Raw genomic sequence first — 24,258 nt, 5'->3', positions numbered from 1 at the left:
ATCCTCAATAACGCGCCAAGGTGGTCCCATGCTCGTGGCAATCCAGGTGGCCCCATAGCGGTGGCAAATGACACCGTGTGGCTCCGCCAGAGTAGGCGGGCCTCCCGTGATGCTGATGGTCTCTGACCACTCACCAGCTACCTCGGGAGGCCCGCTTTCATGTTGACACGGGAGAACGATGTGGAAGTACACGCACTGCACAAACGGGGGTGGACGATCTCGGCGATCGCCCGCCACACCGGCCACGACCGCAAGACGATCCGGGCCTACCTCAACGGTGAGCGCACCCCGGGCGAACGCAAGAAGCCGCAGACCGATCCGTTCGAACCGTTCATGGCCTATGTGACGGCCAGGCTGGGCGAAGATCCGCATCTGTGGTCGCGCACGCTGTGCGACGAACTCGAGAATCTCGGCTACACCCAGTCCTATCAGACGCTCACCCGTCAGATCCGTCAGCGCGGTCTGCGACCGAAGTGTGCCGACTGTGCCCAGGTCACCGAACGGGCAAATGCGATCATCGAGCACCCGCCGGGTGAAGAGACCCAATGGGATTGGGTGGAGCTGCCGAACCCACCGACCGAATGGGCTTGGGGTTCAACAGCATATCTACTCGTCGGGTCGTTGGCGCATTCGGGCAAGTGGCGCGGCTATCTGGCCCCGGATATGACCCGACCACAGGTGATCGCCGGTATCGACCGCATCACCCGCCGACTCGGTGGGGTCACCAAGTCATGGCGCTTTGACCGGATGGCCACGGTATGTCACCCCTCGACCGGTGCTTTGACCGCCGAATTCGCCGGCGTCGCCAAACACTACGGAGTAGCAGTGCAGGTGTGCCCACCCCGTCGAGGCAACCGCAAAGGTGTGGTGGAGAAGTCCAATCACACTGCCGCGCAACGGTGGTGGCGAACCCTGCCCGATGAGGTCACTGCCGAGCAGGCGCAAACCAGCTGCGATACGTTCTGCCGCACCCGCTCGGATGTGCGGATGCGCCCCACCTCTGATGGTCGGGCGAGTGTGATCACCGTGGCCAAACGCGAACCCCTGAGACCGCCGCCCACCGCGCCGTATCCGGCCACGGTGACCGAGACGCGCACCGTGTCTCGCCAGGCACTGGTGGCGTGGCGAGGCAATCAGTACTCGGTGCCGCCGGAGGTGGCGATGAGTGAGGTCACCGTGAACGAGCGCCTCGGCGACGGGCACATCGATATCGCCACCGTTTCGGGCATCGTGATAGCCCGTCACCGACTGGCTGCTGCGGGGTCGGGAGCGCAGGTGCGTGATCACGGGCACGTCGTCGCACTCGACACCCTGGCCAAGGCCGGCGCCTCCAGCAGCCGGCGGCCACATCGCCGCAAAGAACGCATCCCACCCGGTCAGGCCGCCCGCGACGCAGCAGACGAGCTGCGCCGCAACACATCCACCACCAGCGCCGAGGTTGCCACGCAGGCGTCGGTGATCGACATGAGCGTGTACGAACGCGCCGCACAGAACAGGAACTATCTCCCATGAGCAACAACAGCACCACCACCGACACAAACTCCACAAGCGCTGAGCCGCAGTCACCTTCAGCGATCTCGGTGTATCAGCAACTCCGTGGTCATCTCGCCGTCCTCAAACTCGACGCCGCGGCTGAAGCCCTGCCACAGGTGCTCGCGACCGCTGGCGAACAGGAGTGGTCGATGACCCACACACTCGAACATCTCCTCTCGATCGAGGTCGACGCTACCGAAGCCCGCCGTCTGGCAGGGCGGCTGCGATTCGCATGCCTACCCACCCCGGCCACGCTGGACAGCTTCGACTACGACGCCGCACCCGGAGTCGATCGCGCGTTGATTCGGGAACTCGGGACCTGCGCCTACCTCGAGTCGGCCACGAACGTGCTGCTCATCGGGCCACCGGGCACCGGCAAGACCCACCTCGCGGTCGGACTCGCACATGCCGCCGTACACGCCGGCTATCGCACCTACGTCACCACCGCGGCCGACCTCGCCGCACGGTGTCACAAAGCGGCCATCGAGGGCCGCTGGTCCACCTGCATGCGATTCTTCGCCGGACCCACTCTTTTGGTTATCGACGAACTCGGCTACCTACCCCTGCCAGGCGAAGCCGCATCAGCCCTGTTTCAGGTTGTGGCACAACGCTATCTGAAAACATCAGTCGTGATCACCACCAACCGGTCCGTCGCCGAATGGGGCGAGGTACTCGGCGACACCACCGTCGCCGCCGCCATGCTCGACCGCCTGCTGCACCGCTCAGTCGTACTCAAACTCGACGGCGACTCCTACCGGCTACGCGACCACCACGCCCGCACCCAAAACCAGCGCACCGCCACCGCCCCCACCCGAAGGTCGCTACAGTAGAAGCCGCCCACAGGTGGGGAATTTCAGTGAGCACACCTGGGGAACTTTCTTGAGCCTCGTCACATGAACCCCATGAACGTGTTTCCCGAGGCGGCGATCAGCCGGGCGGCATGCAGTGCTGACATCTGGCTCCAGTGCGCCGAACTGATACCTGACCAGAATCCTTCGAGTACCGCGTGAGTCTCGGTAGGTAGCTGCAGATCTTCAAACAGTTGGGGAAGAGGGATCTCAAGGTCGTGCAGGCTGGCCAGCTCTGCAGGGTTGTAAACCAAGTCTTGCGGAATACGCGAGGCTACCTGATTCATTCGGAGCACAGCGCGCTCGAGGTCGGCAAGTTGATCGAACGGCACGGGCAGCACACTCCGCCTTACTCCGTGCACTGACCGCCACAGAAGTTGTTGTGGCGCGGCGTCATCACGAAGAAGCTGGATGCCATACCGATCGACCTCGGCCATTGCAAAAGCCTCGTCGTCACCGAGCCAGCCTCCGCCCATTTCGACGTCGAATCCTGCGATCCGATCTCGCTCGTACCAAGTTCGACCACCCAACCGATCTCTCGCTTCGAGAAGGGTCACAGCGTAGCCGCTTGTCCCAAGTTCGCGGGCAGCTGTGACACCCGCGAATCCGCCTCCGACTACGAGGACATCAGTGTGCTTGTTCATGCGCCACTCCCGTCTCGACGACGAACTTTCTGAATGGTTCGTTGATCCGCCAGGTCGATTTGGTGCCCGCGGCGACGGACACTATGTCGCCGGCCCGGAACACGGTAGAACTGCCATTCGCAAAAGTGATGCGCAACTCTCCCTGCACGATCAGCATGGTCTCGTCGGAGCGAAATTCGTACGCCGCCTCGTAGGGGAGCTGATCATCGGTCAGCTCCCACACGGCAACCCGGTTGACTCGGTCGTTTCTTCTGTCGTCACGGATGAAGTGCACGCTTCCGTGTCGCTCACCAGCGATCGTCATCGGAACGAAGTCGGTCACGTCGATCCGTGATCGGCCGAGTACGACAGGTGCGTCTGTCATGCTGTTCTCCTCTGTAGCAGGTTGGAGGTGCGAGTTCTTCGTAGAGTGGACAAGTGGACCTGAGTGGGGGAGGGCGGGCGCCTACAGTTTCGTAAGGTTGTTGAGATTCGGCCGGCTGCGTACCCAGTGCGGGTCGATCTACGCCGCCCGTGAAGGCAAGGGGGATGGATCACTCTCGGCACGAGTGAAGTCAATTTGCCCGTCACCCCGGACAAGGGCCACCACGTAGCCGACGCCAGCAACCGCAGGTATCAGAAGCCAGATCAACCCTGCCAATCCGGCTTGGCCGCCGGTCAGTACGTCGAAGTGGGCGACGCTCAGGTAGATCGCAACAGTGAAGCCTATGGCACTAAGGATGGGGAAAATCGTTGTTCCCCAAATGCGTTCAGGAGTCCGGTTTTTGCGGAAGAATGCGATGGCCGACAGGCTTGTGGCCGCGATGATCGATAGCAGTCCCACTGAGGCTAACGCGAACAGGAGCGAGTACATCGTGGAGAATGGATCGGCCGAGGCGATCATGAACGCGCCTGTCACCAGGGCTGCTGCTACGGAAACCACCAGGCTAGCCCTGTGTGGAGACTGGTACTTGGTATGCGTACGCGACAATCCTCTAGGCAAGACTCCAACCCGCGCCATCGCGAATACGTACCTGCTGAGGATGTTAGTGAACCCGAGAAGTATTCCGATAAAATTGGCTACGACGAGGATGCCCATCAGGTCGGACCACACCGGCCCTACGTAATGGTCGCTCAACGCGAGGATGAATCCGACGGGATCAGTCTGCGCGGTCTGCTGTACCTCTTCGATGCCTACACCGTTGGCAATGGCCCACGTGCTGAACGCATAGAACCCGCCGATCAACAGAATCGAGGCGTAGGTCGCCAGGGGAATAGTGCGTCTCGGGTTGCGTGCCTCTTCGCTGAAAACCACAGTGGCTTCGAAGCCGCCGAACGACGATAGCGCGAACAGGAACGCGATTCCGATTCCACCGGTCAACATCGCTGCAGGGGTAAAACCTATGAATGACATAGGTGCTCCACCACCATCTCCGCCACGAACGACGATCGAGATATCGAGGATCAGGATGACGGCGGCCTCGACAACTAGAAGCACCGCCAGAATTCGGGTGCTGAACTCAACCTTGTTGTATGCCAGTGTTCCCAATAAAGCGATTGTGATCAGCGTGATCAGTTCCCACGGGACGTCCATTCCGAAATACTCGTCGATGGTCTGTTTGGTGAAGACAGCGAAGGCCCCGTACAGACCGCAGAGCATTGCACAGTAGACGAGTAACGCCGCGTATGCTGCGGCTGCGCCTACTCGTGGCGAGAATCCACGTGCAATGTAGGTAACGAAGCCCCCTGCGGTGCCCATGTAGCGGCTCATCGCGACATATCCGACAGAGAAGACCCCAAACAGGGCTGCTGCAAGCACGTAAGTACCCGTCGCACCAGCGCCGTTTTGCATGAATACCAGGGGTGTGGCAGCAAGCACGGCCCCTACCGGTCCAACTGCGGCGATGACGAGAAACACCAGGCCTGGAACGCCGATGGCGTTGCGTCGCAAAGATTGATTGGGGGGCACTACGTTCTCTTTCTTTAGGCAATGAGTTTCACAGCTGGCGCTGGCGCCCTGGTCCACATTCCTGGGAGACGAGATCGCGAGCCTGAGCTGTCATGCATGCATGCGAAGGCCTGCGGTGCCGTGATGGTAGGACGGGCGGTGGACCAACTCGCATCTGTGATGTGGATCAACATATAACATCACATGGACGTACGCAATAGATGCGTCATGAATCCGGTGTCGATCCAAGCAGGGTGTCTAGTCGGTCCGCTGAGACCGTAGGTAGCTCGTGGCATCTGTAAATCATTACGCGTCAGATGAAATGGATAATCTTCGGTCTCAACCAGGACCTAAACGTGATGCCATGCCTTCACGGTACGGCGGACGCTACGACGCCTCTCGTCGAGCACCCCGGAGAACACAGTGCTTACGGGCGTCATGCGATATGGCAATCAGTAGAGTGTGCGGAAGGCGGTATGGTCTGACAAGCGAGGATTAAACAATGCTGCGAGAACCCACGGACTCCCTGCCGCAGCGTCTGCTGGTGACGCTGCTGGCGGACTACCGGCACGTGCTGGGGGACACCGTGCCCTCGTCCGTCTTAGTAGCTGTCTTCCAGGACTTCGACATCGCCCCCGACGCCACACGTACGGCCCTGAGCCGTCTCGTGAAGAAGTCCATCCTCGAGCGCACTAGGTCTGGCCGCACCACCTCGTATTTCATGACCGACGAGGCGATCAAGATGATCGACGAGGACACCAGCCGCATCATTGCTTTTGGAGAGGATCGGCCATGGGACGGACTCTGGACATTGGTCGCCTTTTCCGTCGTCGAGTCCGAGCGGGCTCGACGACACACCCTGCGTACACAGCTGCGTGCGTTGGGTTTCGCTCCGTTGTACGACGGGCTATGGACAGCAGCACACGCGAGTGTGGATTCCGCCCAACGTGCGTTGGCGGATGCCGGTGTCACCAACGCGTTAGTCATTCGCGGAACCATCGCCGGAGACCCCGCTTCGATCCTGGCGCAGTTTCGGCAGTCGTGGAACCTCGATGAGCTGGCGGAACGGTACCACCTTCTGATTCGCTCGGTCTCTCCTCTCATCGACCGAGCGCGAAAAGGGCTCGTCGCGCCGGCGGAGGCTCTTGTCGCGCGCACCCGGATTATGGATGAGTGGCGTGTCTTCCCCAGGCAGGATCCTGACCTTCCGGATTCGGTGTTGCCACGGCAGTGGCCTCGGTCCGAAGCACGGGCATGTTTCGTGGAGGCATGGACGAGACTTCAACCGGCCGCTGAGCTACGGCTTCGGTTGCTGCTAGACGACGCCGGAGGCTGAACCGTTTCTATGGTGCTGGCCAGCAACCTCCCAGGTTTCCGTCAAGTGTCACTTGACGGTGCCGTCGTCGATATCGACTTCGACGGCGAGTCGCAGCTGATCCGCCATCAATTCAACCAGCACCGAGTGGCAATTGAGCCCGAAGGTTCGGCAGGCTTCCACGCACCTTACATCGCGACCAGGCTCGACCACGGTGACATCATCGTGCACTTCACCAAGAAGTCGCCCCTGTTGGAGGCGATCACGCTGATTCTCCCTGCTGTCGGAACCTCGGTGTTGGCCTCCTGCCACCGGATTGATAACACTCATCGTTCCCGGCGGCAGGATCTCAAAGTGCTCCGCGGATCAACTGCTGGGACTCTCTCCTACGCAGACCTCATTGCCTTCCCGCTCCTCGTGCCCCCAGCCACCGAGGTGACGCTCACTTTCGCCGACGCAACAGAGTCTATGAAAGCAATGTTCACTGGCGCAGGACATCTCCGCGCGTGGCGAATGTCCCGCGGTCCCGGTTCCACCCAAGCATCAGGACGGATGTTGGCAGTGAATCCTCACACCGCAGCGCTGCCATGGGTCGCGAAGCGCAGCGGAGGAACGTTGATTCTCGATCGCAACCACCGAACTTTCTGGGGAGTTGATACGAGTCTTCTGAACTTCGAGGCCAACGACGCGAGCATCGTTGTCGGAAACATCGAGTCGTGGCTCGGGTGACAGTTCGCGATGCCGTGTTACAACCGCTGTCGGACTGTCGATCCAGAAAGACTCAGATCTAAGCTAAGAGTAAGAGACACCCGAAGGGCTTCGGAGTGTCTTTTACTCGCCAGTCCGGAGACATAGCCATGCATCGATCCTCCCGGCCGTTCCGATGGTGATGATGGCTTGGCTCAAGATAGCGAGCCTACCCTAGAACCTGTAGCGGTCACGCAGATCGACGGTTGGCTCTCGGATGCAGACGTCGATCTTGAGGACGATCGGCTACAACGTCTAGGCCGTGTTGAGCGTTGCGGCGAGGTTGACGGCCGCTCGGTAGCTGCGGATGCCGCTCGGTAGCTGCGGAGGAGCTTGTCGGAGCGCATCGCGATGCCGCGCCACTGCTTGAGCCTGTTGAAGCAGCGCTCGACGACGTTGCGGCCCTTGTATCGTCCTTGCTGCTGGTCGGCGAAGTCGATCGGCCGGCCCGGCTTCTTGCGGCGGTGCGCGATCTGGTCATCACGCTCCGGGATGGTCGCCGCGATCCCTCGGTCGCGGAGCGAGGCGCGGTTCGCCTTCGACGGGTACCCCTTGTCGGCGAGCACCCGGTCGGGGCGGGTGCGGGGGGCCTTCCCGTCGCGAGGCACGCGGATGTTCTCGAGCACGGAGGTCATCACCGCGGCGTCGTTGATGTTGCCGCCGGTGACCATTATGCCCAGCGGCCGTCGCAGTCCAGGTGCAGCTTCGGGATGTTCAAACCAGCGTGGACACCACCGTCGGTCTTGTTTATGGGTGACTTTGCGGGCGTAGATCCGTACCAGGTGGGTGTCGACGAACTCATACACCGACTCAAACTCGGGCGCCGGCCCCTGCTCCTGTTCGGTGTCCTCGGAGCCGCTGTCGGCATCGACGTCGTCGAACTCTTCGTCGGCGAACAGCTCACTACTCATCGACGTGTCTTGTCTTCGTATCGAGAGTGGCCGGGTTAGGCGGCTGACTGGTCATCGGGTGCATCCTCGGTTGTCGAGGTTGTGGTGTCGGGGCTGTATTCGGCCAGTGACTGCGTGATGAGGGCGGCGTTGGGCTTGTCCCACCACGGCACTGTTTGCAGGATCGTCGGCGGGTTGCCGGCGGAGAACAGCAGCAGCCGACCTCGTGGCCACGATGCGAGGTCGCGGGCGGTGAAGATGTTCTCCAACGTGGTGTGGATCGATGCCACCGCCGCCGCGGCCGGTGGAGTCGGAGATGTTGCGGGCTTTGCGGTAGTACTGGCCGGCGAGTTTGGCGAGGCTTTCCAGGTAGGCCGATTCGCGGACGTTGCCGCCGTAGATGTAGATGTTCGACGATGATTCGAGCTGCTTCATCGGGCGGTCGCCGAACATCCCGATCCCCTGGGACCACGACTGCAAGATCGTCAAGATGATGATGCCGCGCGACCCGAAGTGCGAGTACAGCTTCGGCAGATCAGGCCAGCGCAGGACGTTGGCTGCCTCGTCGAGTGCGCACAGCATCGGCACCCGCAACCGCCCGCCGGGTGAGTCGGTCGCGATGGCTTCGGCGGTATTGGTGGCTGCCATCGTCAGGGCTGCCACGAGCGGGCCGACTGAGCCGACACCTTCGCGTGAGAGGCGTAGAGCGTTTCGCCGCGCTGCACGTAGCCGGCGAGGTCGAGCTCGGGCCGGTCATCGTCGGGGCCGGTGGGTGCCAGGCAAGCGCACCACCCGGTCCCGGAGCGACCCAGGCCCCCAACCCCGCCGAGGATGGCGCCGGCGATCGCGCCTCGATTGTGGCCGGCTCGCCGTTGAGATTACGGGCACGAATGTGCCTGACTCGAATCTCTCGACGGCTCGGCATGTCCGGCCATCGGCACTTCGCTGTGGGAACATTCCCGACGGCCCGTAGCATCACATAGGGGACCGGCCACCATGCGGTGGCGACCTCGGATTCATCCGAACGGAGGGCATCACATGCAGGAGGAGCCGTCGATCCTGGCTTCGCTCGGCATCGACCCCGCCGCCTCGCCGGCGCCACCCGACGATGTCTGGAGTGCTGCGCTGCAGGCAGCGTTCGATCCGTCGGCGACCGCCGATCCCGACACGGTTCCGGAGATGGACGACGAACCACCGACGCTCGCCGCTAACGACGAGATCATCGTGGAGCCGGCCGTGCTCGAGGGCACCCACGACGGAGGCGAGTCCGGGTCGGTATCGGACCACGATGTCGTGGCGGCCGAACCAGCCCTCGGCGACCCTGACCTCAGCGGTCCCACCTCCAGCGACCCGACCCTCGAGGACCCGGCCCTCGACGACAACGCAGCGACCGGGCCCGCTGATCACAGCGGTGCCGAGTCCCACGATGACGGTGCCGGTCCGGACGACGGCCACTACGATCTCTGAGCTGAGGTGGGGGATGTGACGGGCGGGAACCACTGATGGACGAGGCTGCGCTGCTCATGCAGGCACGCGAAGGCGACCAGCGCGCCTTCGCCGAGGTCGTCACCGCCCACCGCAATCATGTGTGGGCGGTGTGTCTCAACATCTGCGGCAACCCGCACGACGCCGAGGACGCCTTGCAGAACACATTGGTCGCGGCTTGGCAGAACCTGCACAAGTTTCGTGGCGAGGCGCGCTTTTCCACCTGGCTGCACCGCATCGCCGCCAACAACGCGCTGACGGTGGTGCGCAAACGTAAAACCAACACGCAGATAGCCGATTTCAGCGATCCGGAAGAGTCCGTCCAACTCGCCGACGACGATGCCGCTCCGCGGTTCGACGAACACATTGCTCTTCGGGATTCGCTGCGTGACGCGCTGTCCCAGCTCCCCGCGGAGTTCCGCGAGGCCATCGTGCTGCGCGAATTCGGTGACCTCACCTACGCCGACATCGCCGTGCAGCAGGGTGTCGGGATTCAGACCGTGAAGTCGCGGCTCAACCGGGCGCGTACCCAACTGCGCGACATCCTCGGCGACCGTATGGCCGCCCACTAAGTACTGCCGAGCCGTCGAAACTCGTGATGCGGTTGTGACCTGCTGAGGTTGTTGTGCGGTGCGATCGTTAACTATCGTCACATTAGTCACACCAGTAACACGCACCTCATGTTTCGGTCAGGCACGCGCTCACGGAAGGTCTCGCGACGTTGGTTTCCGCACGTCCCCGGCACACACGTGCTCGATCGCTGTCACTGGCGGCGATCGGCTTGGTGCCCGCGCTGCTCGTCGGCGGGCTGCTGACCGCACCGCGGATCCTGTCCGAGGACGTGACATTGTCGGCCGGTTCCGAGGTGACGCTGATCGGCCATGGACACGGCCACGGCCGCGGGATGGGTCAATGGGGTGCCTACGGCTACGCCCAGAAGGGCTGGTCGGCGACACAGATTTTGCGCCACTATTACGGCGGCACCACCGCGGGGAAGGTGGACAGGCCCGAGATCACGGTCGCTCTGACCGGGAAGAACTCGGTGAATGTGCACGCGGACGCCGGGATGCGAGTCGGTGGCCAAATGGTGGCTCCCGGACAGGCGGTCAGCCTGTCCGGGGGTACCGCCACCATCACCAGCGGGTGCGGTGGCGGTGTCGTGCGGTCGGTTCCGGCGCAATGGGTCGAGCCGGTCAACATGGGTCCGAGTCGGCCACCCGGCGAGTTCCTGAAGTTCTGTGGCTCCAACCAGGCCTACCGTGGCGCTCTCGGCTACGACGGCGGTCGCGTCAGCAACCGCGTCCACATCGACGACTACGTCAAGGGTGTGATCCCCAAGGAGAGCGTGCCGGGATGGGCGGATTCCGGTGGGGCAGAAGCGCTCAAGGCACAAGCGGTCGCGGCGCGCACCTATGCGCTGGCCGCGATCGCCGGTGGCAAGAAGATCGACGACACCCAGAACTCGCAGGTGTATGGCGGTGTGGCGGGCGAGGATCCGCGCACCAACCGCGCCGCCGACGCCACCCCGGGGCAGATTCTGCTGCAGGGCGGAAAGCCCGCCTTCACCGAATTCTCCGCGTCCACAGGCGGTTACACGGCCGGTGGACGGTTCCCGGCGGTGCGTGACGACGGAGACACGGTCTCGCCGAACCACAACTGGACCGCGACGATCGGTGCGGGCCAGGTGGGCTCGACCTTCGGTGTCGGTGCGCTACGCGCGTTGGAGGTGGTGGAGGCCAACGGTCTCGGCGCCGAAGACGGCCGCGCGATCAAGGTCCGCGCCGTCGGCTCCGGCGGGACCGTCGAGGTCAGCGGTGAAGAGGCCCGCACCCGCCTGGGACTCAAGTCGGCGTTCTTCTCGGTCAAGGGGCAGGCCATCCGGCCGAAGATCGTGAAGCCTCCCACCGGCCCCGACATGCCCGGTGGTGGCGGGCTGGACCTGAGTAACCTGCTCAGCCTCACCGACCAACTCCTGCCGGGCGCTTCGCAACTGCTGTCGACGGGCACCGAGGCGATCAACGGCCGTTACGACGACCTCGGTGGCGTCACCGGCCCGCTCGGTCAGGCCATCGGCGTACCGAACCTGACCCCCGACGGCAACGGGGTGGTGCAGCTCTTCCAGCGCGGCATGTTGCTGTTCAGCGAGCAGACCGGCGCGCACGCGCTCGTGGGACGGGGAATGGCCGACTACCTTGCCGGCGGCGGGCAGCCGGTGAAGGGCTTTCCGGACGACGACCGGTTGCGCTGAGTTCTGTTGCGACGCCTCAGTCGACGCCCGGTCCCGCTTCGATGATCTGCTTGGCCACGTCGACCAGTTTGGTATTGCTGTCCTGCGACAGTCGGGCCAGTAGCCGGAACGCCTGGTCGGCGTCGATCCGGTAGCGCTCCATGATCATGCCCTTCGCCTGCCCGATGATGTCGCGCGAACTCAGCGCGGTCAGTAGCTGGTCCTTCTCGCGGACCGCGGAGAACGCGGTGGCGCAATGCGCGGCGAAAAGCTGACCGACCGCGATCGCGTCCGGTTCGAACGCGTGGGTGGTGGTGCTCAGCAGGTTGAGGGCGCCGAAATCGTGACCGTCGATGTAGAGGCAGAAGCAGGCCATCGACCCGATGCCGAGTTCGGTGGCGGCTTCGGCATACCGCGGCCAGCGGTCCTCGCGGCGCATGTCGTCGATGATGATCGTGGTGTCGTCGACGGCCGAGCGCACGCACGGGCCCTCGTTGAACTCGCGCTGCAAGGCGTCGGATTTGCCCGCGAGATCACCCACCACCACCGGGGTCTCGATGCGGCCCGCGGTCACCATGGTGACGCTCGCGTATTCGGTACCGGGGACGGAGTCGACCGCGGCGGTGGAGATGCGGCCGAGTACGGCGGCAGTGTCGTCGCCCTCGGTTCGGATCTCCCGGATGAGTTCGGCCATCCTGGTCGTCTGCACGCTGTCCATTTTCATTCCTCCGCGGATCGCTGCCCGCCCCCGCTACGGGTGCCCTCGTGACCTGATCAGGGTACGAGATTCTCCCGCTGCGCGACCGACGGTCCGGCGTCGGCGGTGAACACGTCGAGGCGCAGGTCGGCGTCGCGGTAACCGCCGGCATGGGACAACGCTCCGTGCAGCAGGCGATCGTGAACGTCGTCACCCGACTGCGGATACTCCTCGACTTTACGCCGCCAGTGCACCGCGATCACCTCGCCGCGGGGCCGGAGCGACCGGGGCAGCCGCGTCAGCAGAGCGTCGAGGGCGACGGGATCGAGGTAGTAGAGCACTTCGCTGAGCACGATGAGGTCGAACGTCTCATCGGGCCAGCCGGTCACCAGGTCGGCGGTTCGTACTTGCACGCGACCGCCGTGGTGGGCGAGCCGTCGGGTGGCCAACTCCACCGCTCGCGGGCTGAGGTCGGTGCACAGCAGCTGATCGCTGCGGGCGGCGAGCTGGTCGCTGAGTACTCCGATCGAACAGCCCGGTTCAAAAACCCGCTCGTAATGGTCGGCACGCAGCGCGGCCATCGTCAGCGCGTACTTGCGACGCTCGTAGAACCGCTCGGCGAAGCCCCACGGGTCGTCGCTGCGTGCGTACATGTCATGGAAGTAGTCGTCGGCCATCGTTCGCCGAAACCCGGTGTCGCGCGTCATGTGAACACGAACTCGCGGGTACGGATCAGGTGGGCCAGCACGTGCGGCGGGAGGATCGCCGCGTCTGCCGGGTCGTCGGACAGTGGCCGGACCTGGGTGTCGAAGGCGTTGATCGCCGCATGCTTGACCGCCAGGATCGCCGGGTCGATCCGATGTGCACGCAGCCGGTGCCACGGGATGGTGGGGTCGCCGGGAGCGGCCCAATGCCACATCCAGATCGGGTACCACCACACCGGCACGTCCAGGCGTGCGGCCACCTCACCAGCAACGGCGCCGACCGTGTCGTGGTCGGGGTGCCCGTCGGCCGACCACACCGACAGCAGGCCGGTCGCGAGGGTCGGTGCTTCGGCGACGATCGACTCGACGATGCCGCCGATCGTGTGCCGCTGCTCGGCGAGCGCACCGTCGCGCAGCCCGCACCATCGGGGCGGGGCGACACCCAGCAGCTCGGTGGCGGTGTCGAGTTCGATGTGGCGCCGGTCGGCGAGCTGATCGGGCGACAGGGTAGGCGACCCCGGATGCGACGCGCGGCCATCCGACATGCACACCACCACGACCTCGATGCCGGCCTGCGCGGCCGCGGCCATGATCCCGCCTGCACCGAGCACCTCGTCGTCCGGGTGCGCGCCGAGCACCACCAGGCGCTCGATGTCCAGCGTCAGTTCCGGCCAGGGCTCCTTCGCGTCCATCCAGCTGACCCAGGCGTCCTCCGTGGTGCCGTCGGTGGTGACCGGTGTGCCGGCCAGGCCGCTCGCGGTGGAATCGGGTTCGGTCACCGACATCGGGCCTCCGGAAGGTTACGGTCGTCGACGACGAGACGACCGAGGTTCACCAGGTCGCGGTCGGCGTGCGATTGGCGAATGTAGACGCCGAGGTCGGCGACGGCCTGCGCGTGCTCGCGCTGATGCACGAGCGGTTCGGGCCCCAACGCCCGATTCACCCGGTCGATGACGTCGGTGGCGATCTGTTCCATGCTCCAGCGGACCTGCGCGGCCAACCGGCGGGCCCGATCGATGTCGTCGGGAGCGGCGTCGATCGTCATCGCGGCATGACTGAGTATTGCTTGGCCCTGGGCCAGGAGGGCGTCGACCGCACCGAGATGCATCATCGCGATGTCGTCGTCGCGGCGCCGCCCGGCAGCGGTGTACAGCGCGCCGGCCACTTTCCGGGCGCCGCCGAACCAGCAGGCCGCGACGCCTATCCCGCCGTGGAAGAACCCCGCCCGCTCCAAATAGGCGCCCGGTGCGCCGATCGGACGGGCCTCCGCCCGGTCGAAGCGAGCGGTACCGGTCTCGGTGGTGCGCATGCCTGCGGCGGTCCAGCCACCCCGTTCCGGGCGCACCCCCGGCTGCTGCAGGTCGACGGCGAACATCCGCCGCTGATCACCGTCGCGGGCGGTGACCAGGGCGTGTGTGCAGCTGACCACGCCCGAACACCACGGCTTGGCCCCGGAGAGCTCCCACCGCCCGGAGTGCCGTTCGGCGGTCACCATCGGCTCCGGGGGCTCGGCCGCCCAGACGCCCCAGAACTCGCCGAACCCGATGCGTTCGCCGACGATGTCGGCCAGGATCGCGTCCGCATCCAGATGGGCCTCGACGAGTCGACCCATCGAGATGTCGCGATGGCAGAGTTCGGTGAGGATGCGGAATCGATCGGCGGTGTCGCCGCGGCCCGGGAGTGGGACGTCGAGGTCTCCTTCGGTCACGATGCGCACCGCGAGCGCCGGGGCATCACACATCATCATCGGGCCACCTCCGGATCGTCGGCGGGTCGGTCGGCAGAGCGCCGGGCCGGTGTTGCGCGGTCCAGGATCTCGAGTCGCTGCAGGTAGCCGGCGAATCCGGCGTCGGTGCGTCCGTCGCGTCGCGTCGAGGTCGCCACCGGGGAGCGGGCGCTGCGCCGAACCCGGGCACCCGAGGCCATCAGCCGCCGCACGATGTCCACATCCTCGTCGCCGGTCCGCGGCGCGAAGCCGCCGATCCGGCGGTAGGTGTCGGCGCGAAACCCCAGGTTGGCGCCGTGTACGTGATGGTGGCCGTCGTCGGGCAGGTAACGGGCGGCAAAAAGCTCCGCGACTGAGGAGGGCCAGTCGGCCCAGCCATCGGGGACCACCGTCCCGACGAACGCGTCGACCCCGTCGGCCGCTGCGCTCAGGTGCGTCGCCAACCAGTCCGGCGGAACCTCCGAATCGGCGTCGGTGGTGGCATACCAGGTGACGTGCTCATCGGGCGTCGACTGGCGATCGTGACTCGCGGCGTAGGCAAAACCGGCACGACGCGCAGCGCCCACCGACCGTGCCGAACAGGTGAGGGCGGTGATGTGCGCGGGTACGAGCCGGCTGGAGGCATCGGTGCAGGCGTCAAGGACCACCACGATCTCCACCTCGACCGCGACAGCGTCGGCCGCCACCGTCAGCGCGGTCAGGCAGCGGGTGAGCAAGAGTTCTTCGTTGTGCGCGGGAACCACGACCACCGCCCGTTCCATCGGCGAGTGATCATCGAGAACGTGCACATCGGTCACCGGGCCCTCCAGGGTTGTCTGACGACGTCGATGCCCGGTGGTTTCAGGCCGACCGGTGCGCGGGTACCCAGATCCGGGGTGACTCACACCCGCCCGGCCGGTGATCGGATGTGCAGGTCGACGCCACCACGCGGCCGTGTGCACGGCGATTACTCAGGTTCGGTCCGTTACCCTGAACACCCGTGGCAGGAAATGGTGAGGACCGCAGCCCCGTCGACCTGATCGTGGTCGGCTCCGGGTTCTTCGGACTGACGATCGCCGAGCGGGCCGCGACCCAACTCGACAAGCGTGTGCTGGTGCTGGACCGCCGGCCACACATCGGTGGCAACGCGTACTCCGAGGCCGAGCCGACCACCGGCATCGAGATCCACAAGTACGGCGCGCACCTGTTCCATACCTCCAACAAGCGGGTCTGGGACTACGTCAACCAGTTCACCGATTTCACCGGCTATCAGCACCGCGTCTTCGCGATGTATCAGGGCCAGGCCTATCAGTTCCCGATGGGCCTCGGCCTGGTCGCGCAGTTCTTCGGACGCTACTACTCGCCCGACGAGGCGCGCGCCCTGATCGCCGAGCAGGCCGCCGAGATCGACACCGCGCAGGCCCGCAACCTCGAGGAGAAGGCGATCAGCCTCATCGGGCGGCCCCTGTATGAGGCGTTCGTCAAGCACTACACCGCCAAACAGTGGCAGACCGACCCGAAGGAGTTGCCCGCCGGTAACATCACCCGGCTACCGGTGCGCTACACCTTCGACAACCGCTACTTCAACGACACCTACGAGGGGCTACCGGTCGACGGCTACACGGCGTGGCTGGAGAAGATGGCCGCCGACGACCGCATCGAGGTGCGCCTGGACACCGACTGGTTCGACGTGCGCGACGAGTTGCGGGCGATCTCGCCGGACGCCCCGGTGGTCTACACCGGCCCGCTGGACCGCTACTTCGACTACTCGGCCGGCCGACTCGGCTGGCGCACACTCGATTTCGAGACCGACGTACTTGACATCGGGGACTTCCAGGGCACACCGGTGATGAACTACAACGACGCCGACGTCCCGTACACGCGTATCCACGAGTTCCGGCATTTCCATCCTGAGCGGGACTCCTACCCGGCCGACAAGACGGTCATCATGCGCGAGTTCAGCCGCTTCGCCGAAGCCGACGACGAACCCTACTACCCGATCAACACCCCGGAGGATCGTGCGAAGGTCTCGGCTTACCGCGACCTCGCGAAAGCCGAGACCGCACAGCGCAACGTGTTGTTCGGTGGTCGGCTGGGCACCTACCAGTACCTGGACATGCACATGGCGATCGCCAGTGCGCTCACCATGTTCGACAACACCTTGGCGCCGCACCTCGCCGAGGGCGCCCCGCTCTCGACGTCCGACGGGCAGTGACCGGGTGTGAACCGATGAGGCGGAATACATGACAGTGACCCCTGTGAACCAGACCGACATCCCGGAGGCGGGCGCCGGCCCGTCGAAGGCGACCGCACTGCTGCAGCGGGTGATCTTCCCGCGCGCCGGTGAACCGATCGACGTGCGGTCGCTGTATCTGGTGGAATCGCCGAACAATTCGCGACGCGCGCACGCACCGAGCCGGACATCGGTGTCGCTCGCCGGCGAGTCCGAGGTGAGCTTCGAGACCTACTTCAACGCCTTCGCCGCTGCCTACTGGCGTCGCTGGAGTGTGCTGACGTCGGTGGTGCTGCGGGTGGAGGTGGTCGGCACCTGCCGAGTCGATCTGTATCGCTCGAAGATCGACGGCTCACGCATCGGCATCGGCGGCGACCTGATCGTCACCGACGAGAACGGCCGCGGCGTGGCCGAATTCGAGCTCGACCTGGGGCCGTTCGAGGACGGCGGCTGGATCTGGTTCGACATCACCACCGACACCGACACCGAGATCGTCGCGGCCGGGTGGTATTCGGCGCAGCCGGCAGCAACCGGTGACGAGACCAAACGCGTCACCATCGGCATCCCGACGTTCAACCGGCCCACCGATGCGGTCAACGCGCTGGCCGCGCTCACCTCGGATCCGTTGGTGGACGAGGTGATCGATGCCGTCATGATGCCCGATCAGGGCAACAAGAAGGTCGTCGACGAACCCGGCTACACCGAGGCGTCCGCCGCACTCGGTGATCGGCTGCACATCTTCGACCAGCCGAACCTCGGCGGCTCCGGCGGGTACGCCCGGATCATGTACGAGGCGTTGCGCCGCACCGACTCTCCTTACATCCTCTACATGGATGACGACATCATGATCGAGCCCGACTCGATTTTGCGGGCGCTGGCAATGTCGCGATTCGCCAAGTCCCCCATGCTCGTCGGTGGTCAGATGCTCAACCTGCAGGACCGCAGCCACCTGCACTGCATGGGTGAGGTCATCAACCGCGACAAGTTCATGTGGACCGCGGCGCCGTTTGTCTCCTACGACCACAACTTCGCGAAATACCCGTTGCGCGACCGGGAGAACTCGAAGAACCTGCATCGGCGGATCGACGTCGAGGGCAACGGGTGGTGGATGTGCATGATCCCGCGGCAGTGCGCCGAGGAGATCGGCCTGCCGATGCCGCTGTTCATCAAGTGGGACGACTGGGAGTTCGCGCTGCGCGCCGCCAAGGCCGGCTACCCGACGGCGACCGTGCCGGGTATCGCGATCTGGCACATGGCGTGGAGCGACAAGGACGATGCCATCGACTGGCAGGCCTACTTCCACCTGCGCAACCGGTTGGTGGTCGCGTCGCTGACCAAGGACGGCCCCATCGACGGAATCGTCAAGTCGATGGTCAAGGCGACCGCGAAACATCTACTGTGCCTCGAGTATTCGACGGTCGCCATCCAGAACGAGGCGATCCGCGACTTCCTGGCCGGGCCGGATCACATCCGCAGCTTGTTGCCGACCGCGCTGCCGAAGATCGCCGCGATGCGCAAGCAGTACCCGGACGCCGTCGTCCTGCCGTCGGCCACCGAGTTGCCGCGCACCAGCGGACAGGCCACCCACCTGGGCACCAACATCCCGGAGGGTAAGGTCGCCAAGCTCAAGTCGCTGACCGCCGCGCTGGTGCGCAACGCCAAGCCGGCCGACCCGCGTCACCACGAGGTGCCGCAGGCCAACTTCCCGCCGATCGAGGCACGCTGGTTCAGCCTCGGACGCGTCGACGGCGTCACCGTGACCACCGCCGACGGCCGCGGCGTGGTCTACCGCAAACGTGACCGCGACAAGATGATTGCGCTGGCCAGAGAGTCGGCGGCACTCGTGCGCGAACTCAAGGACCGCTTCCCGGCGATGCGCGAGGAGTACCGGGCCAAGCATGCAGAACTGACGAGTCAGGAGAGTTGGGCGCGTGTCTTCGGAATCGACTGAGTCGGTCTCGGCGCCGGTGGTGCTGCCACCGGCGACCGGTGAGGTCGCCGCACTGCTCGCGGTCCAACGCGTGGCCGCCGACCGTCCGGGCGTGGTCTCGGCGGCGCGAGGCCTGTCGCACTTCGGCGAACACTCACTGGGTTGGCTGGCGATCGCCGGCGTCGGCGCTGCCGCCGCATGGCGACGCGGCGATCAGCCCGAGGTGCGGCGCTGGGCGGAGGCCGGGGTCGGCGCGTTCGGCGCGCATGCCGCCTCGGTGATCATCAAGCGGGTGGTGCGCCGCCGCCGCCCACACGACGAGCGCATCCGTGTCGGGGTGTCGACGCCGAGCAAACTCAGCTTCCCGTCGTCGCACGCCACCTCCACCACCGCAGCCGCCATCCTCATCGGGCGGGCGGCCGGACTGCCGACGGCGGCGTTGCCCGCGGTACTTGTTCCGCCGATGCTGTTGTCGCGGCTGGTCCTCGGCGTGCACTACCCGACCGATGTGCTCGCCGGAGCAGCCATTGGAGCGGCGAGCGCGGCGGCCGTGACGGCGGGTGACAGACTGTTCGCGACCAACGTCGCTACGAGATGAGTCCGAGGACATGAGCGAAGAGCCGATCGAGCATGAACCGGTGCTGGCACCGCCGAAGAATCTGGCGACCGGCCTGATCAAGGCGGTCCGCCCGCGGCAATGGGTGAAGAACGTCCTCGTTCTCGCCGCGCCGTTGGCGGCGGGCAGCGTGGGCGAGGGCGATGTGCTCGGGCCCGTCGCCATCGCCTTCGTCGCGTTCTGCCTGGTCGCGTCGTCCATATATCTGGTCAACGATGCTCGCGACGTCGAATCCGACCGCAATCATCCGACCAAACGTTTCCGCCCGATCGCCGCGGGTGTGGTGCCGGTGCCGCTGGCCTACGGTCTGGCGGTGGTGCTCGCGGTGGCGGCGCTGGGGATCTCGCTGCTCGCCAACTGGGAGACGGCGGTCGTCATCGCCATCTACCTCGGCATTCAGCTCGGCTACTGCTTCGGCTGGAAGAACCAGCCGGTCATCGACATCTGCATTGTCTCGTCGGGCTTCCTGCTGCGTGCTATCGCCGGAGGTGTCGCCGCCGAGATCGAGCTGTCGCAGTGGTTCCTGCTGGTGATGGCGTTCGGGTCGCTGTTCATGGCTGCCGGCAAGCGGTACGCGGAGCTGCAGCTGGCCGAGCGGACCGGCGCCAAGATCCGCAAGGCGCTGCAGTACTACACCACCACCTACCTGCGGTTCGTGTGGACCTTGTCGGCGACTGCGGTGGTGATCTTCTACGGCCTCTGGGCCTTCGACAACGCCGACACGAATGTCGCCTACTCCGTGTCGATGGTGCCGTTCACGATCGCGATCCTGCGCTACGCCGTCGACATCGACGGTGGTCAGGCCGGGGAGCCCGAAGAGATCGCGCTCGGTGACCGCGTCCTGCAGTTGCTGGCCGTCGCCTGGTTGGTGTGTGTTGGTGTCGCGGTCTATGCGGTCTCCTGACCTGGGGTCTTCCGAGGGCGGTGAGGTCGGCGACGCGGCAGCCGACGCCCCCACCGAGGCGATCCCCGTCACCGAGTCGGACCCCGACAGCGAGTCGAGCCGTGCCACCGAGCGGAACCCTGACACCGAATCGACAGTCGCCACCGAGCTGACGACAGGCGCCGACACGGGCCGTGGCCTCGGCAGCTGGGGTGCCCGTCAGTGGGTGCCCGTCATCAGTTTTCTGATCGGCACGATCACGGTCACCACGCTGTTCACCATCGGGGTGTGGCAGCGACGCTGGATCGCCGACGACGGACTGATCGTGCTGCGTACGCTGCGCAACCTGTTCGCAGGCAACGGCCCGGTCTTCAACGTCGGCGAACGCGTCGAGGCCAACACCTCGACCGCCTGGACCTACGTGCTCTGGTTCTGGGCCTGGGTCACCGACGGTCAGCTCGAGTACGTCGCCCTCTGGGTGGCGCTGGTGCTGTCGGTCGCGGCGATCCCGATCGCCATGTATGCCACCGCACGGCTGTATCGCACCCGCCTCGGTGGACTGACCGGGGACGGTTGGACGCTGTTGCTGCCGTTCGGCGTGATCGCCTACGTCGCGCTGCCGCCGGCCCGGGACTTCGCGACCAGCGGTCTGGAGAACGGCCTGTGCATCTTCTGGGTGGCGGTCCTGTGGGGTCAGTTGGTGGCGTGGAGCAGACGCCCGGTCACCGACCCGTCGCGGTGGCAGCGGGCCGCGACGCTGACCTTGGCGTTCACCGCCGGTCTGGCGCCGCTGATCCGGCCGGAACTGACGATTCTCGGCGGACTGGTCTTGCTACTGGTGATACTCGCACCCACCTCGTGGCCGACGCGGATCGGCATGATCGTGGTGGCCGCGGTGCTGCCGGTGGGCTATCAGATCTTCCGGATGGGTTACTACGCGTTGCTGGTGCCCAACCCGGCTGTGGCCAAGGACGCCAGCGGCGCCAAGTGGCATCAAGGGTTGCTCTATCTGGCCAATTTGTTCGGACCGTACGTGCTGTTGCTGCCCGTCGTCCTGATCGTCGTGACCGGCATCTTCATCGTCGGCGGCCGACGTCTCGCGGGCGGGCGGCCGACGCCGGAGCCCGGCGAGTCCGTCCGACTCACCTGGCGGCAGCGGGTGGCGTCCTGGTCGGCCGCCCTACACAGTCCCTCCGCGGTGACGGTCACCGTGATGCTGGCCGGTCTGATCGGCGGCATCTACTGGATTCGGCAGGGCGGCGACTTCATGCACGGTCGCGTTCTACTGGTCCCGTTGTTCACCTTGCTGCTGCCGTTGATGGTGGTGCCGGTGACCATTCCGGCGCACGTGCGCGCGGCATGGCGCTCGGATACCGGCACCGATACCGCCGTGCGGCGTCGGACGCGGGTACAGCTCGCCGGGTCGGTGATCATGGGCGCGTTCTGGGTGACCATCGTCGCGTGGGCCGCGGTGTGCAGCCACAACGTGCTGCCCAACGCCGGCACCGACATCGGCCGGAGCGGCATCGTCGACGAGCGTCGCTTCTACGTCACCAACATGGGCAACGAGAACCCGGTGACTGCCGAAGACTATCTCGATTACCCGCGTATGGGAGCGATGGCCGAGTGGATCGAGCGCTACCACGACGAGGGCGGAGTGATCCTGCCGTCGTTCAATTACGACGAGTGGTACATCGCAAAGCTGCCCGGCAATATCGCGCCCGAGGACCGCAAGCTCACCGTCTACTTCCTCAATCTGGGGATGACGAGTATGAACGCGCCACTCGACGTCCGTGTCATCGACCAGATGGGCCTGGCATACCCGCTCGCCGCGCACACCGAGCGCCTCGAGGACGGCCGGATCGGTCACGACAAGGTGTTGCCCTCGGAATGGGTCGTCGCGGAGGCCGGAGCCTACCCGCGCAAGCCGGTCCTGCCGGGTTATCTCGACGAGGACCTGGTGCGGCAGGCGCAGGTGGCGCTGAGATGCCCGGAAACCCAGGATCGTTTCGACTCGTACGAGGCGGCGTGGACGTGGGAACGGTTCAAACGCAATCTCAAGGAGTCGTTCACGTTCACCGACTACCGGATCGAACGTGAGCCCGAGTACGAGATCGCGCGCTGTGGGTTGCAGATGCCGCCCCGCATCCATCCGCGCTGACCGTTCACCTCATCCGCGAGGGGCCGACGCGTGCGGAAGTCCGCGCAATCCGCTGCCTGAGGAGGGCCGGAGCGTGCGGAGGCCCGTCACGAAGGCCCGGTTTGCCCATCAATATCTCGAATCGGTAACGTTCGGCCCGACTTGGTCGATAGATCAACGTGACCAGGACACCCGTGTGCTGATTGCATATCGGCTCGCCGACGAGCGGATGTGAGAGCAGTCACAGCGTTTGTCAGCGTTGGGGGGATGCAATAGGCTCCCGAAACGGTGCTCAACGGCCGAATGTGGGCTGTTCGGCGCGCGATTGCTTCGCGTGCCGGGGCGAGTGCGCCCGCAGCGCCGTCGGGGGATGTCAGCGGCCGGGTGTCGTAGGAGGATTCGGCGGTTCGGGAATGTTGTCCCGTCCCGCCGGATGACAGAGGGAGATATCAGTCGATGCGTGAAGCTGCTGCCAGGCCGCCAAGAGCCGGTTGGGCGCGAAACCGAGCCGTCGCGGCAATCATCGCGATGGCGACCGTGATCGGCCTGGCCGGTGTGATCGGCGGTGCCGGTGACGCGAGCGCCCGGATCGGTGGCACCCAGATCGGCAAGCAGGAGTTCTGGGTCAACGGATGTGGCATGCCCAACGTGAAGGTGCGTGCCTGGAAGCGTCCCGGTAACTACAAGACCGCGATCCTGCTCGACGGCATGCGCGCCCAGTACGACTACAGCGGCTGGGAGATCAACACCAACGTCCAGGAGATGGTCCGCTCCGGCGTCAACGTCGTGGAACCCATCGGTGGGCCGGCCAGCTTCTACTCCGACTGGGACGCACCCAGCAACTTCAACAACCAGCCGTACCGCTACATGTGGAACTGCGTCATCACCCGCTCGCTGGTCCGCGAACTGGACCGCCGCGGGTTCCGGGTCGGCGCGAGCCGTAAGTACGCCATCGCCGGTCTGTCGTCGGGCGGTAATGCCGCCCTCGTCATCGGTGCGCAGAACCGCCACAACTTCGACCGCGCGGCGTCGCTGTCGGGCTACAACTTCCTGAACGCGCCCGGTATGCGCACCGCGCTGCGACTGGCGATGTTCGACGTCGACCCCAAGCCGTGGAACATCGACAGCATGTGGGGCCCGCCGTGGAGCCCGCGATGGATCTCCAACGACCCGTTCATGAACATCAACCGCATGCACGGTATGAAGATCTTCATCGGGTCCGGTAACGGCCTGTTCGGACAATACAACTCGCTGCCGAACGTTTTCGACGACCTGTTCAAGGGCTCGACGCTCGAGGTCCTCGCCTTCACACAGGCCAAGGCCTTCGAGGCGGCCGCGTTGGTCCAGGGACTGCCGCTGATGACCTATTACTCCAACGGCACCCACGCCTGGGGCTACTGGCAGGACATGCTCTGGAACGCCAAGAATCGCGGGTTCTTCCGCTGAGTTGACCGGCGATCGCACCGCAGGACAACATCAGTCACAGAAATCCCACGCGTAACAGCGTGGCGCACGCAAAACAGAACGCCCTACGTGTAAGAAACACGTAGGGCGTTTTGTTGTCTGTGGGGTTGATGTGACTTCTGGGGAAAGAGTTACTCGCTCACCTGGTCAAACGCCGTGATGCTCAGGTGGTGTGAAGGAGTCAGAGGGTGAACTGGCAAGTGGTTCGGCATGTCGTGGCGCACAGCGCGCGGAACACGACCGACGATGTTCGGGGGCACGGCGTCCGGG

At 65.1% G+C, this 24,258-nt stretch carries 23 protein-coding genes; 13 read left to right on the top strand and 10 right to left on the bottom strand.

Annotated elements, in window-relative coordinates:
- The first annotated feature begins 159 nt into the window (after nucleotides 1-159).
- Nucleotides 160-1,512 (top strand): Mu transposase domain-containing protein, encoded by a 1,353-nt coding sequence (locus VX037_RS19610; RefSeq protein WP_266063946.1) that lies wholly within the window; start codon nucleotides 160-162, stop codon nucleotides 1,510-1,512.
- The gene (gene istB, locus VX037_RS19605) at nucleotides 1,509-2,363 is read left to right on the top strand and encodes an IS21-like element helper ATPase IstB (protein ID WP_328715523.1); all 855 of its coding nucleotides are present in this window, start codon (nucleotides 1,509-1,511) and stop codon (nucleotides 2,361-2,363) included. Before VX037_RS19610 ends, istB begins: the two co-directional genes overlap by 4 nt.
- 59 nt (nucleotides 2,364-2,422) lie before the next feature.
- Here the strand turns inward: istB and VX037_RS19600 are convergent, their stop codons facing one another.
- From VX037_RS19600 to VX037_RS19590, 3 genes are all read right to left on the bottom strand, one after another.
- Nucleotides 2,423-3,025 carry an FAD-dependent oxidoreductase gene (locus VX037_RS19600; protein WP_266063519.1) on the bottom strand — a complete coding sequence of 201 codons (603 nt, stop codon included), beginning with the start codon at nucleotides 3,023-3,025 and terminating at the stop codon, nucleotides 2,423-2,425.
- The gene (locus VX037_RS19595) at nucleotides 3,009-3,347 is read right to left on the bottom strand and encodes a cupin domain-containing protein (RefSeq protein ID WP_266063520.1); all 339 of its coding nucleotides are present in this window, start codon (nucleotides 3,345-3,347) and stop codon (nucleotides 3,009-3,011) included. The genes VX037_RS19600 and VX037_RS19595 overlap by 17 nt, the downstream gene beginning before the upstream one ends.
- Before the next feature lie 180 nt (nucleotides 3,348-3,527).
- On the bottom strand, nucleotides 3,528-4,973 hold the full coding sequence (locus tag VX037_RS19590) for an APC family permease (RefSeq protein WP_266063521.1): 1,446 nt from the start codon (nucleotides 4,971-4,973) through the stop codon (nucleotides 3,528-3,530).
- A gap of 481 nt (nucleotides 4,974-5,454) precedes the next feature.
- Here VX037_RS19590 and VX037_RS19585 point away from each other — a divergent pair, with 481 nt between their 5' ends.
- Together VX037_RS19585 and VX037_RS19580 are read left to right on the top strand one after the other, a co-directional pair.
- Nucleotides 5,455-6,288 (top strand): PaaX family transcriptional regulator, encoded by an 834-nt coding sequence (locus tag VX037_RS19585; protein WP_266063522.1) that lies wholly within the window; start codon nucleotides 5,455-5,457, stop codon nucleotides 6,286-6,288.
- Between the two features lie 12 nt (nucleotides 6,289-6,300).
- Nucleotides 6,301-6,996, top strand: a complete 696-nt coding sequence (locus VX037_RS19580; protein WP_266063523.1) for a hypothetical protein — start codon at nucleotides 6,301-6,303, stop codon at nucleotides 6,994-6,996.
- A 173-nt stretch (nucleotides 6,997-7,169) separates the two neighbouring features.
- Here the strand turns inward: VX037_RS19580 and VX037_RS19575 are convergent, their stop codons facing one another.
- On the bottom strand, nucleotides 7,170-7,925 hold the full coding sequence (locus tag VX037_RS19575) for a transposase (protein ID WP_328715522.1): 756 nt from the start codon (nucleotides 7,923-7,925) through the stop codon (nucleotides 7,170-7,172).
- Nucleotides 7,926-7,976: 51 nt separating this feature from the next.
- The gene (locus VX037_RS19570; protein ID WP_266063524.1) at nucleotides 7,977-8,552 is read right to left on the bottom strand and encodes a TraG/TraD/VirD4 family protein; all 576 of its coding nucleotides are present in this window, start codon (nucleotides 8,550-8,552) and stop codon (nucleotides 7,977-7,979) included.
- A gap of 390 nt (nucleotides 8,553-8,942) precedes the next feature.
- Here VX037_RS19570 and VX037_RS19565 point away from each other — a divergent pair, with 390 nt between their 5' ends.
- The 3 genes from VX037_RS19565 to VX037_RS19555 all read left to right on the top strand — a co-directional run bounded on the left by VX037_RS19565 (nucleotide 8,943) and on the right by VX037_RS19555 (nucleotide 11,637).
- Nucleotides 8,943-9,371, top strand: coding sequence for a hypothetical protein (locus VX037_RS19565; RefSeq protein WP_266063525.1), 429 nt, complete (start codon nucleotides 8,943-8,945; stop codon nucleotides 9,369-9,371).
- Nucleotides 9,372-9,406: 35 nt separating this feature from the next.
- Nucleotides 9,407-9,961 (top strand): RNA polymerase sigma factor, encoded by a 555-nt coding sequence (locus VX037_RS19560; protein WP_266063526.1) that lies wholly within the window; start codon nucleotides 9,407-9,409, stop codon nucleotides 9,959-9,961.
- 149 nt (nucleotides 9,962-10,110) lie between these two features.
- Nucleotides 10,111-11,637, top strand: coding sequence for a SpoIID/LytB domain-containing protein (locus VX037_RS19555; RefSeq protein WP_328715521.1), 1,527 nt, complete (start codon nucleotides 10,111-10,113; stop codon nucleotides 11,635-11,637).
- 16 nt (nucleotides 11,638-11,653) lie between these two features.
- On the opposite strand, the gene VX037_RS19550 is transcribed toward VX037_RS19555, so the two are convergent.
- Genes VX037_RS19550 through VX037_RS19530 form a run of 5 tightly spaced genes read right to left on the bottom strand, consistent with a single transcriptional unit; the run spans nucleotide 11,654 to nucleotide 15,540 of the window.
- Nucleotides 11,654-12,334, bottom strand: coding sequence for a GAF and ANTAR domain-containing protein (locus VX037_RS19550; RefSeq protein ID WP_266063528.1), 681 nt, complete (start codon nucleotides 12,332-12,334; stop codon nucleotides 11,654-11,656).
- 56 nt (nucleotides 12,335-12,390) lie between these two features.
- Nucleotides 12,391-13,020 (bottom strand): class I SAM-dependent DNA methyltransferase, encoded by a 630-nt coding sequence (locus tag VX037_RS19545; protein ID WP_235723303.1) that lies wholly within the window; start codon nucleotides 13,018-13,020, stop codon nucleotides 12,391-12,393.
- Nucleotides 13,017-13,802, bottom strand: coding sequence for a PIG-L deacetylase family protein (locus tag VX037_RS19540; RefSeq protein WP_328715520.1), 786 nt, complete (start codon nucleotides 13,800-13,802; stop codon nucleotides 13,017-13,019). Before VX037_RS19540 ends, VX037_RS19545 begins: the two co-directional genes overlap by 4 nt.
- On the bottom strand, nucleotides 13,793-14,758 hold the full coding sequence (locus VX037_RS19535; protein ID WP_442903714.1) for an acyl-CoA dehydrogenase family protein: 966 nt from the start codon (nucleotides 14,756-14,758) through the stop codon (nucleotides 13,793-13,795). Before VX037_RS19535 ends, VX037_RS19540 begins: the two co-directional genes overlap by 10 nt.
- 2 nt (nucleotides 14,759-14,760) lie before the next feature.
- Complete coding sequence (locus VX037_RS19530) at nucleotides 14,761-15,540, bottom strand: glycosyltransferase (RefSeq protein ID WP_328715519.1); 780 nt, start codon at nucleotides 15,538-15,540, stop codon at nucleotides 14,761-14,763.
- A gap of 182 nt (nucleotides 15,541-15,722) precedes the next feature.
- Between VX037_RS19530 and glf the strand changes: the two genes are divergently transcribed.
- From glf to VX037_RS19500, 6 genes are all read left to right on the top strand, one after another.
- Nucleotides 15,723-16,937, top strand: a complete 1,215-nt coding sequence (glf, locus tag VX037_RS19525; RefSeq protein WP_287016512.1) for a UDP-galactopyranose mutase — start codon at nucleotides 15,723-15,725, stop codon at nucleotides 16,935-16,937.
- A gap of 28 nt (nucleotides 16,938-16,965) precedes the next feature.
- Nucleotides 16,966-18,906 (top strand): glycosyltransferase, encoded by a 1,941-nt coding sequence (locus tag VX037_RS19520; RefSeq protein WP_328715518.1) that lies wholly within the window; start codon nucleotides 16,966-16,968, stop codon nucleotides 18,904-18,906.
- Entirely contained in the window at nucleotides 18,887-19,483 is a 597-nt protein-coding gene (locus tag VX037_RS19515) for a phosphatase PAP2 family protein (protein WP_235723308.1), read from the top strand. The genes VX037_RS19520 and VX037_RS19515 overlap by 20 nt, the downstream gene beginning before the upstream one ends.
- Before the next feature lie 10 nt (nucleotides 19,484-19,493).
- The gene (locus VX037_RS19510) at nucleotides 19,494-20,405 is read left to right on the top strand and encodes a decaprenyl-phosphate phosphoribosyltransferase (RefSeq protein WP_235723309.1); all 912 of its coding nucleotides are present in this window, start codon (nucleotides 19,494-19,496) and stop codon (nucleotides 20,403-20,405) included.
- On the top strand, nucleotides 20,392-22,545 hold the full coding sequence (gene zomB, locus VX037_RS19505) for a flagellar motor control protein ZomB (RefSeq protein ID WP_328715517.1): 2,154 nt from the start codon (nucleotides 20,392-20,394) through the stop codon (nucleotides 22,543-22,545). The genes VX037_RS19510 and zomB overlap by 14 nt, the downstream gene beginning before the upstream one ends.
- A 435-nt stretch (nucleotides 22,546-22,980) precedes the next feature.
- Nucleotides 22,981-23,970 (top strand): alpha/beta hydrolase, encoded by a 990-nt coding sequence (locus VX037_RS19500; RefSeq protein WP_235723311.1) that lies wholly within the window; start codon nucleotides 22,981-22,983, stop codon nucleotides 23,968-23,970.
- Nucleotides 23,971-24,258 lie beyond the last annotated feature (288 nt).

It is taken from the genome of Gordonia sp. Z-3 (assembly GCF_036233855.1).
GTDB lineage: Bacteria > Actinomycetota > Actinomycetes > Mycobacteriales > Mycobacteriaceae > Gordonia > Gordonia tangerina.
Note: the sequence above shows the minus strand (reverse complement) of the source record. Positions and strands in the feature narration are given on the sequence as shown.

Bases quoted from the DNA above. Each gene is read 5' to 3' on its own strand.
- VX037_RS19510 (WP_235723309.1), top strand. From the start codon at position 19,494: ATGAGCGAAGAGCCGATCGAGCATGAACCGGTGCTGGCACCGCCGAAG.
- VX037_RS19610 (WP_266063946.1), top strand. From the start codon at position 160: ATGTTGACACGGGAGAACGATGTGGAAGTACACGCACTGCACAAACGG.
- VX037_RS19570 (WP_266063524.1), bottom strand. From the start codon at position 8,552: ATGGCAGCCACCAATACCGCCGAAGCCATCGCGACCGACTCACCCGGC.
- VX037_RS19540 (WP_328715520.1), bottom strand. From the start codon at position 13,802: ATGTCGGTGACCGAACCCGATTCCACCGCGAGCGGCCTGGCCGGCACA.
- VX037_RS19500 (WP_235723311.1), top strand. From the start codon at position 22,981: ATGCGTGAAGCTGCTGCCAGGCCGCCAAGAGCCGGTTGGGCGCGAAAC.
- VX037_RS19535 (WP_442903714.1), bottom strand. From the start codon at position 14,758: ATGTGTGATGCCCCGGCGCTCGCGGTGCGCATCGTGACCGAAGGAGAC.
- zomB (WP_328715517.1), top strand. From the start codon at position 20,392: ATGCGGTCTCCTGACCTGGGGTCTTCCGAGGGCGGTGAGGTCGGCGAC.
- VX037_RS19600 (WP_266063519.1), bottom strand. From the start codon at position 3,025: ATGAACAAGCACACTGATGTCCTCGTAGTCGGAGGCGGATTCGCGGGT.
- istB (WP_328715523.1), top strand. From the start codon at position 1,509: ATGAGCAACAACAGCACCACCACCGACACAAACTCCACAAGCGCTGAG.
- VX037_RS19565 (WP_266063525.1), top strand. From the start codon at position 8,943: ATGCAGGAGGAGCCGTCGATCCTGGCTTCGCTCGGCATCGACCCCGCC.
- VX037_RS19560 (WP_266063526.1), top strand. From the start codon at position 9,407: ATGGACGAGGCTGCGCTGCTCATGCAGGCACGCGAAGGCGACCAGCGC.
- VX037_RS19545 (WP_235723303.1), bottom strand. From the start codon at position 13,020: ATGACGCGCGACACCGGGTTTCGGCGAACGATGGCCGACGACTACTTC.
- VX037_RS19550 (WP_266063528.1), bottom strand. From the start codon at position 12,334: ATGGACAGCGTGCAGACGACCAGGATGGCCGAACTCATCCGGGAGATC.
- VX037_RS19575 (WP_328715522.1), bottom strand. From the start codon at position 7,925: ATGAGTAGTGAGCTGTTCGCCGACGAAGAGTTCGACGACGTCGATGCC.
- VX037_RS19585 (WP_266063522.1), top strand. From the start codon at position 5,455: ATGCTGCGAGAACCCACGGACTCCCTGCCGCAGCGTCTGCTGGTGACG.
- VX037_RS19520 (WP_328715518.1), top strand. From the start codon at position 16,966: ATGACAGTGACCCCTGTGAACCAGACCGACATCCCGGAGGCGGGCGCC.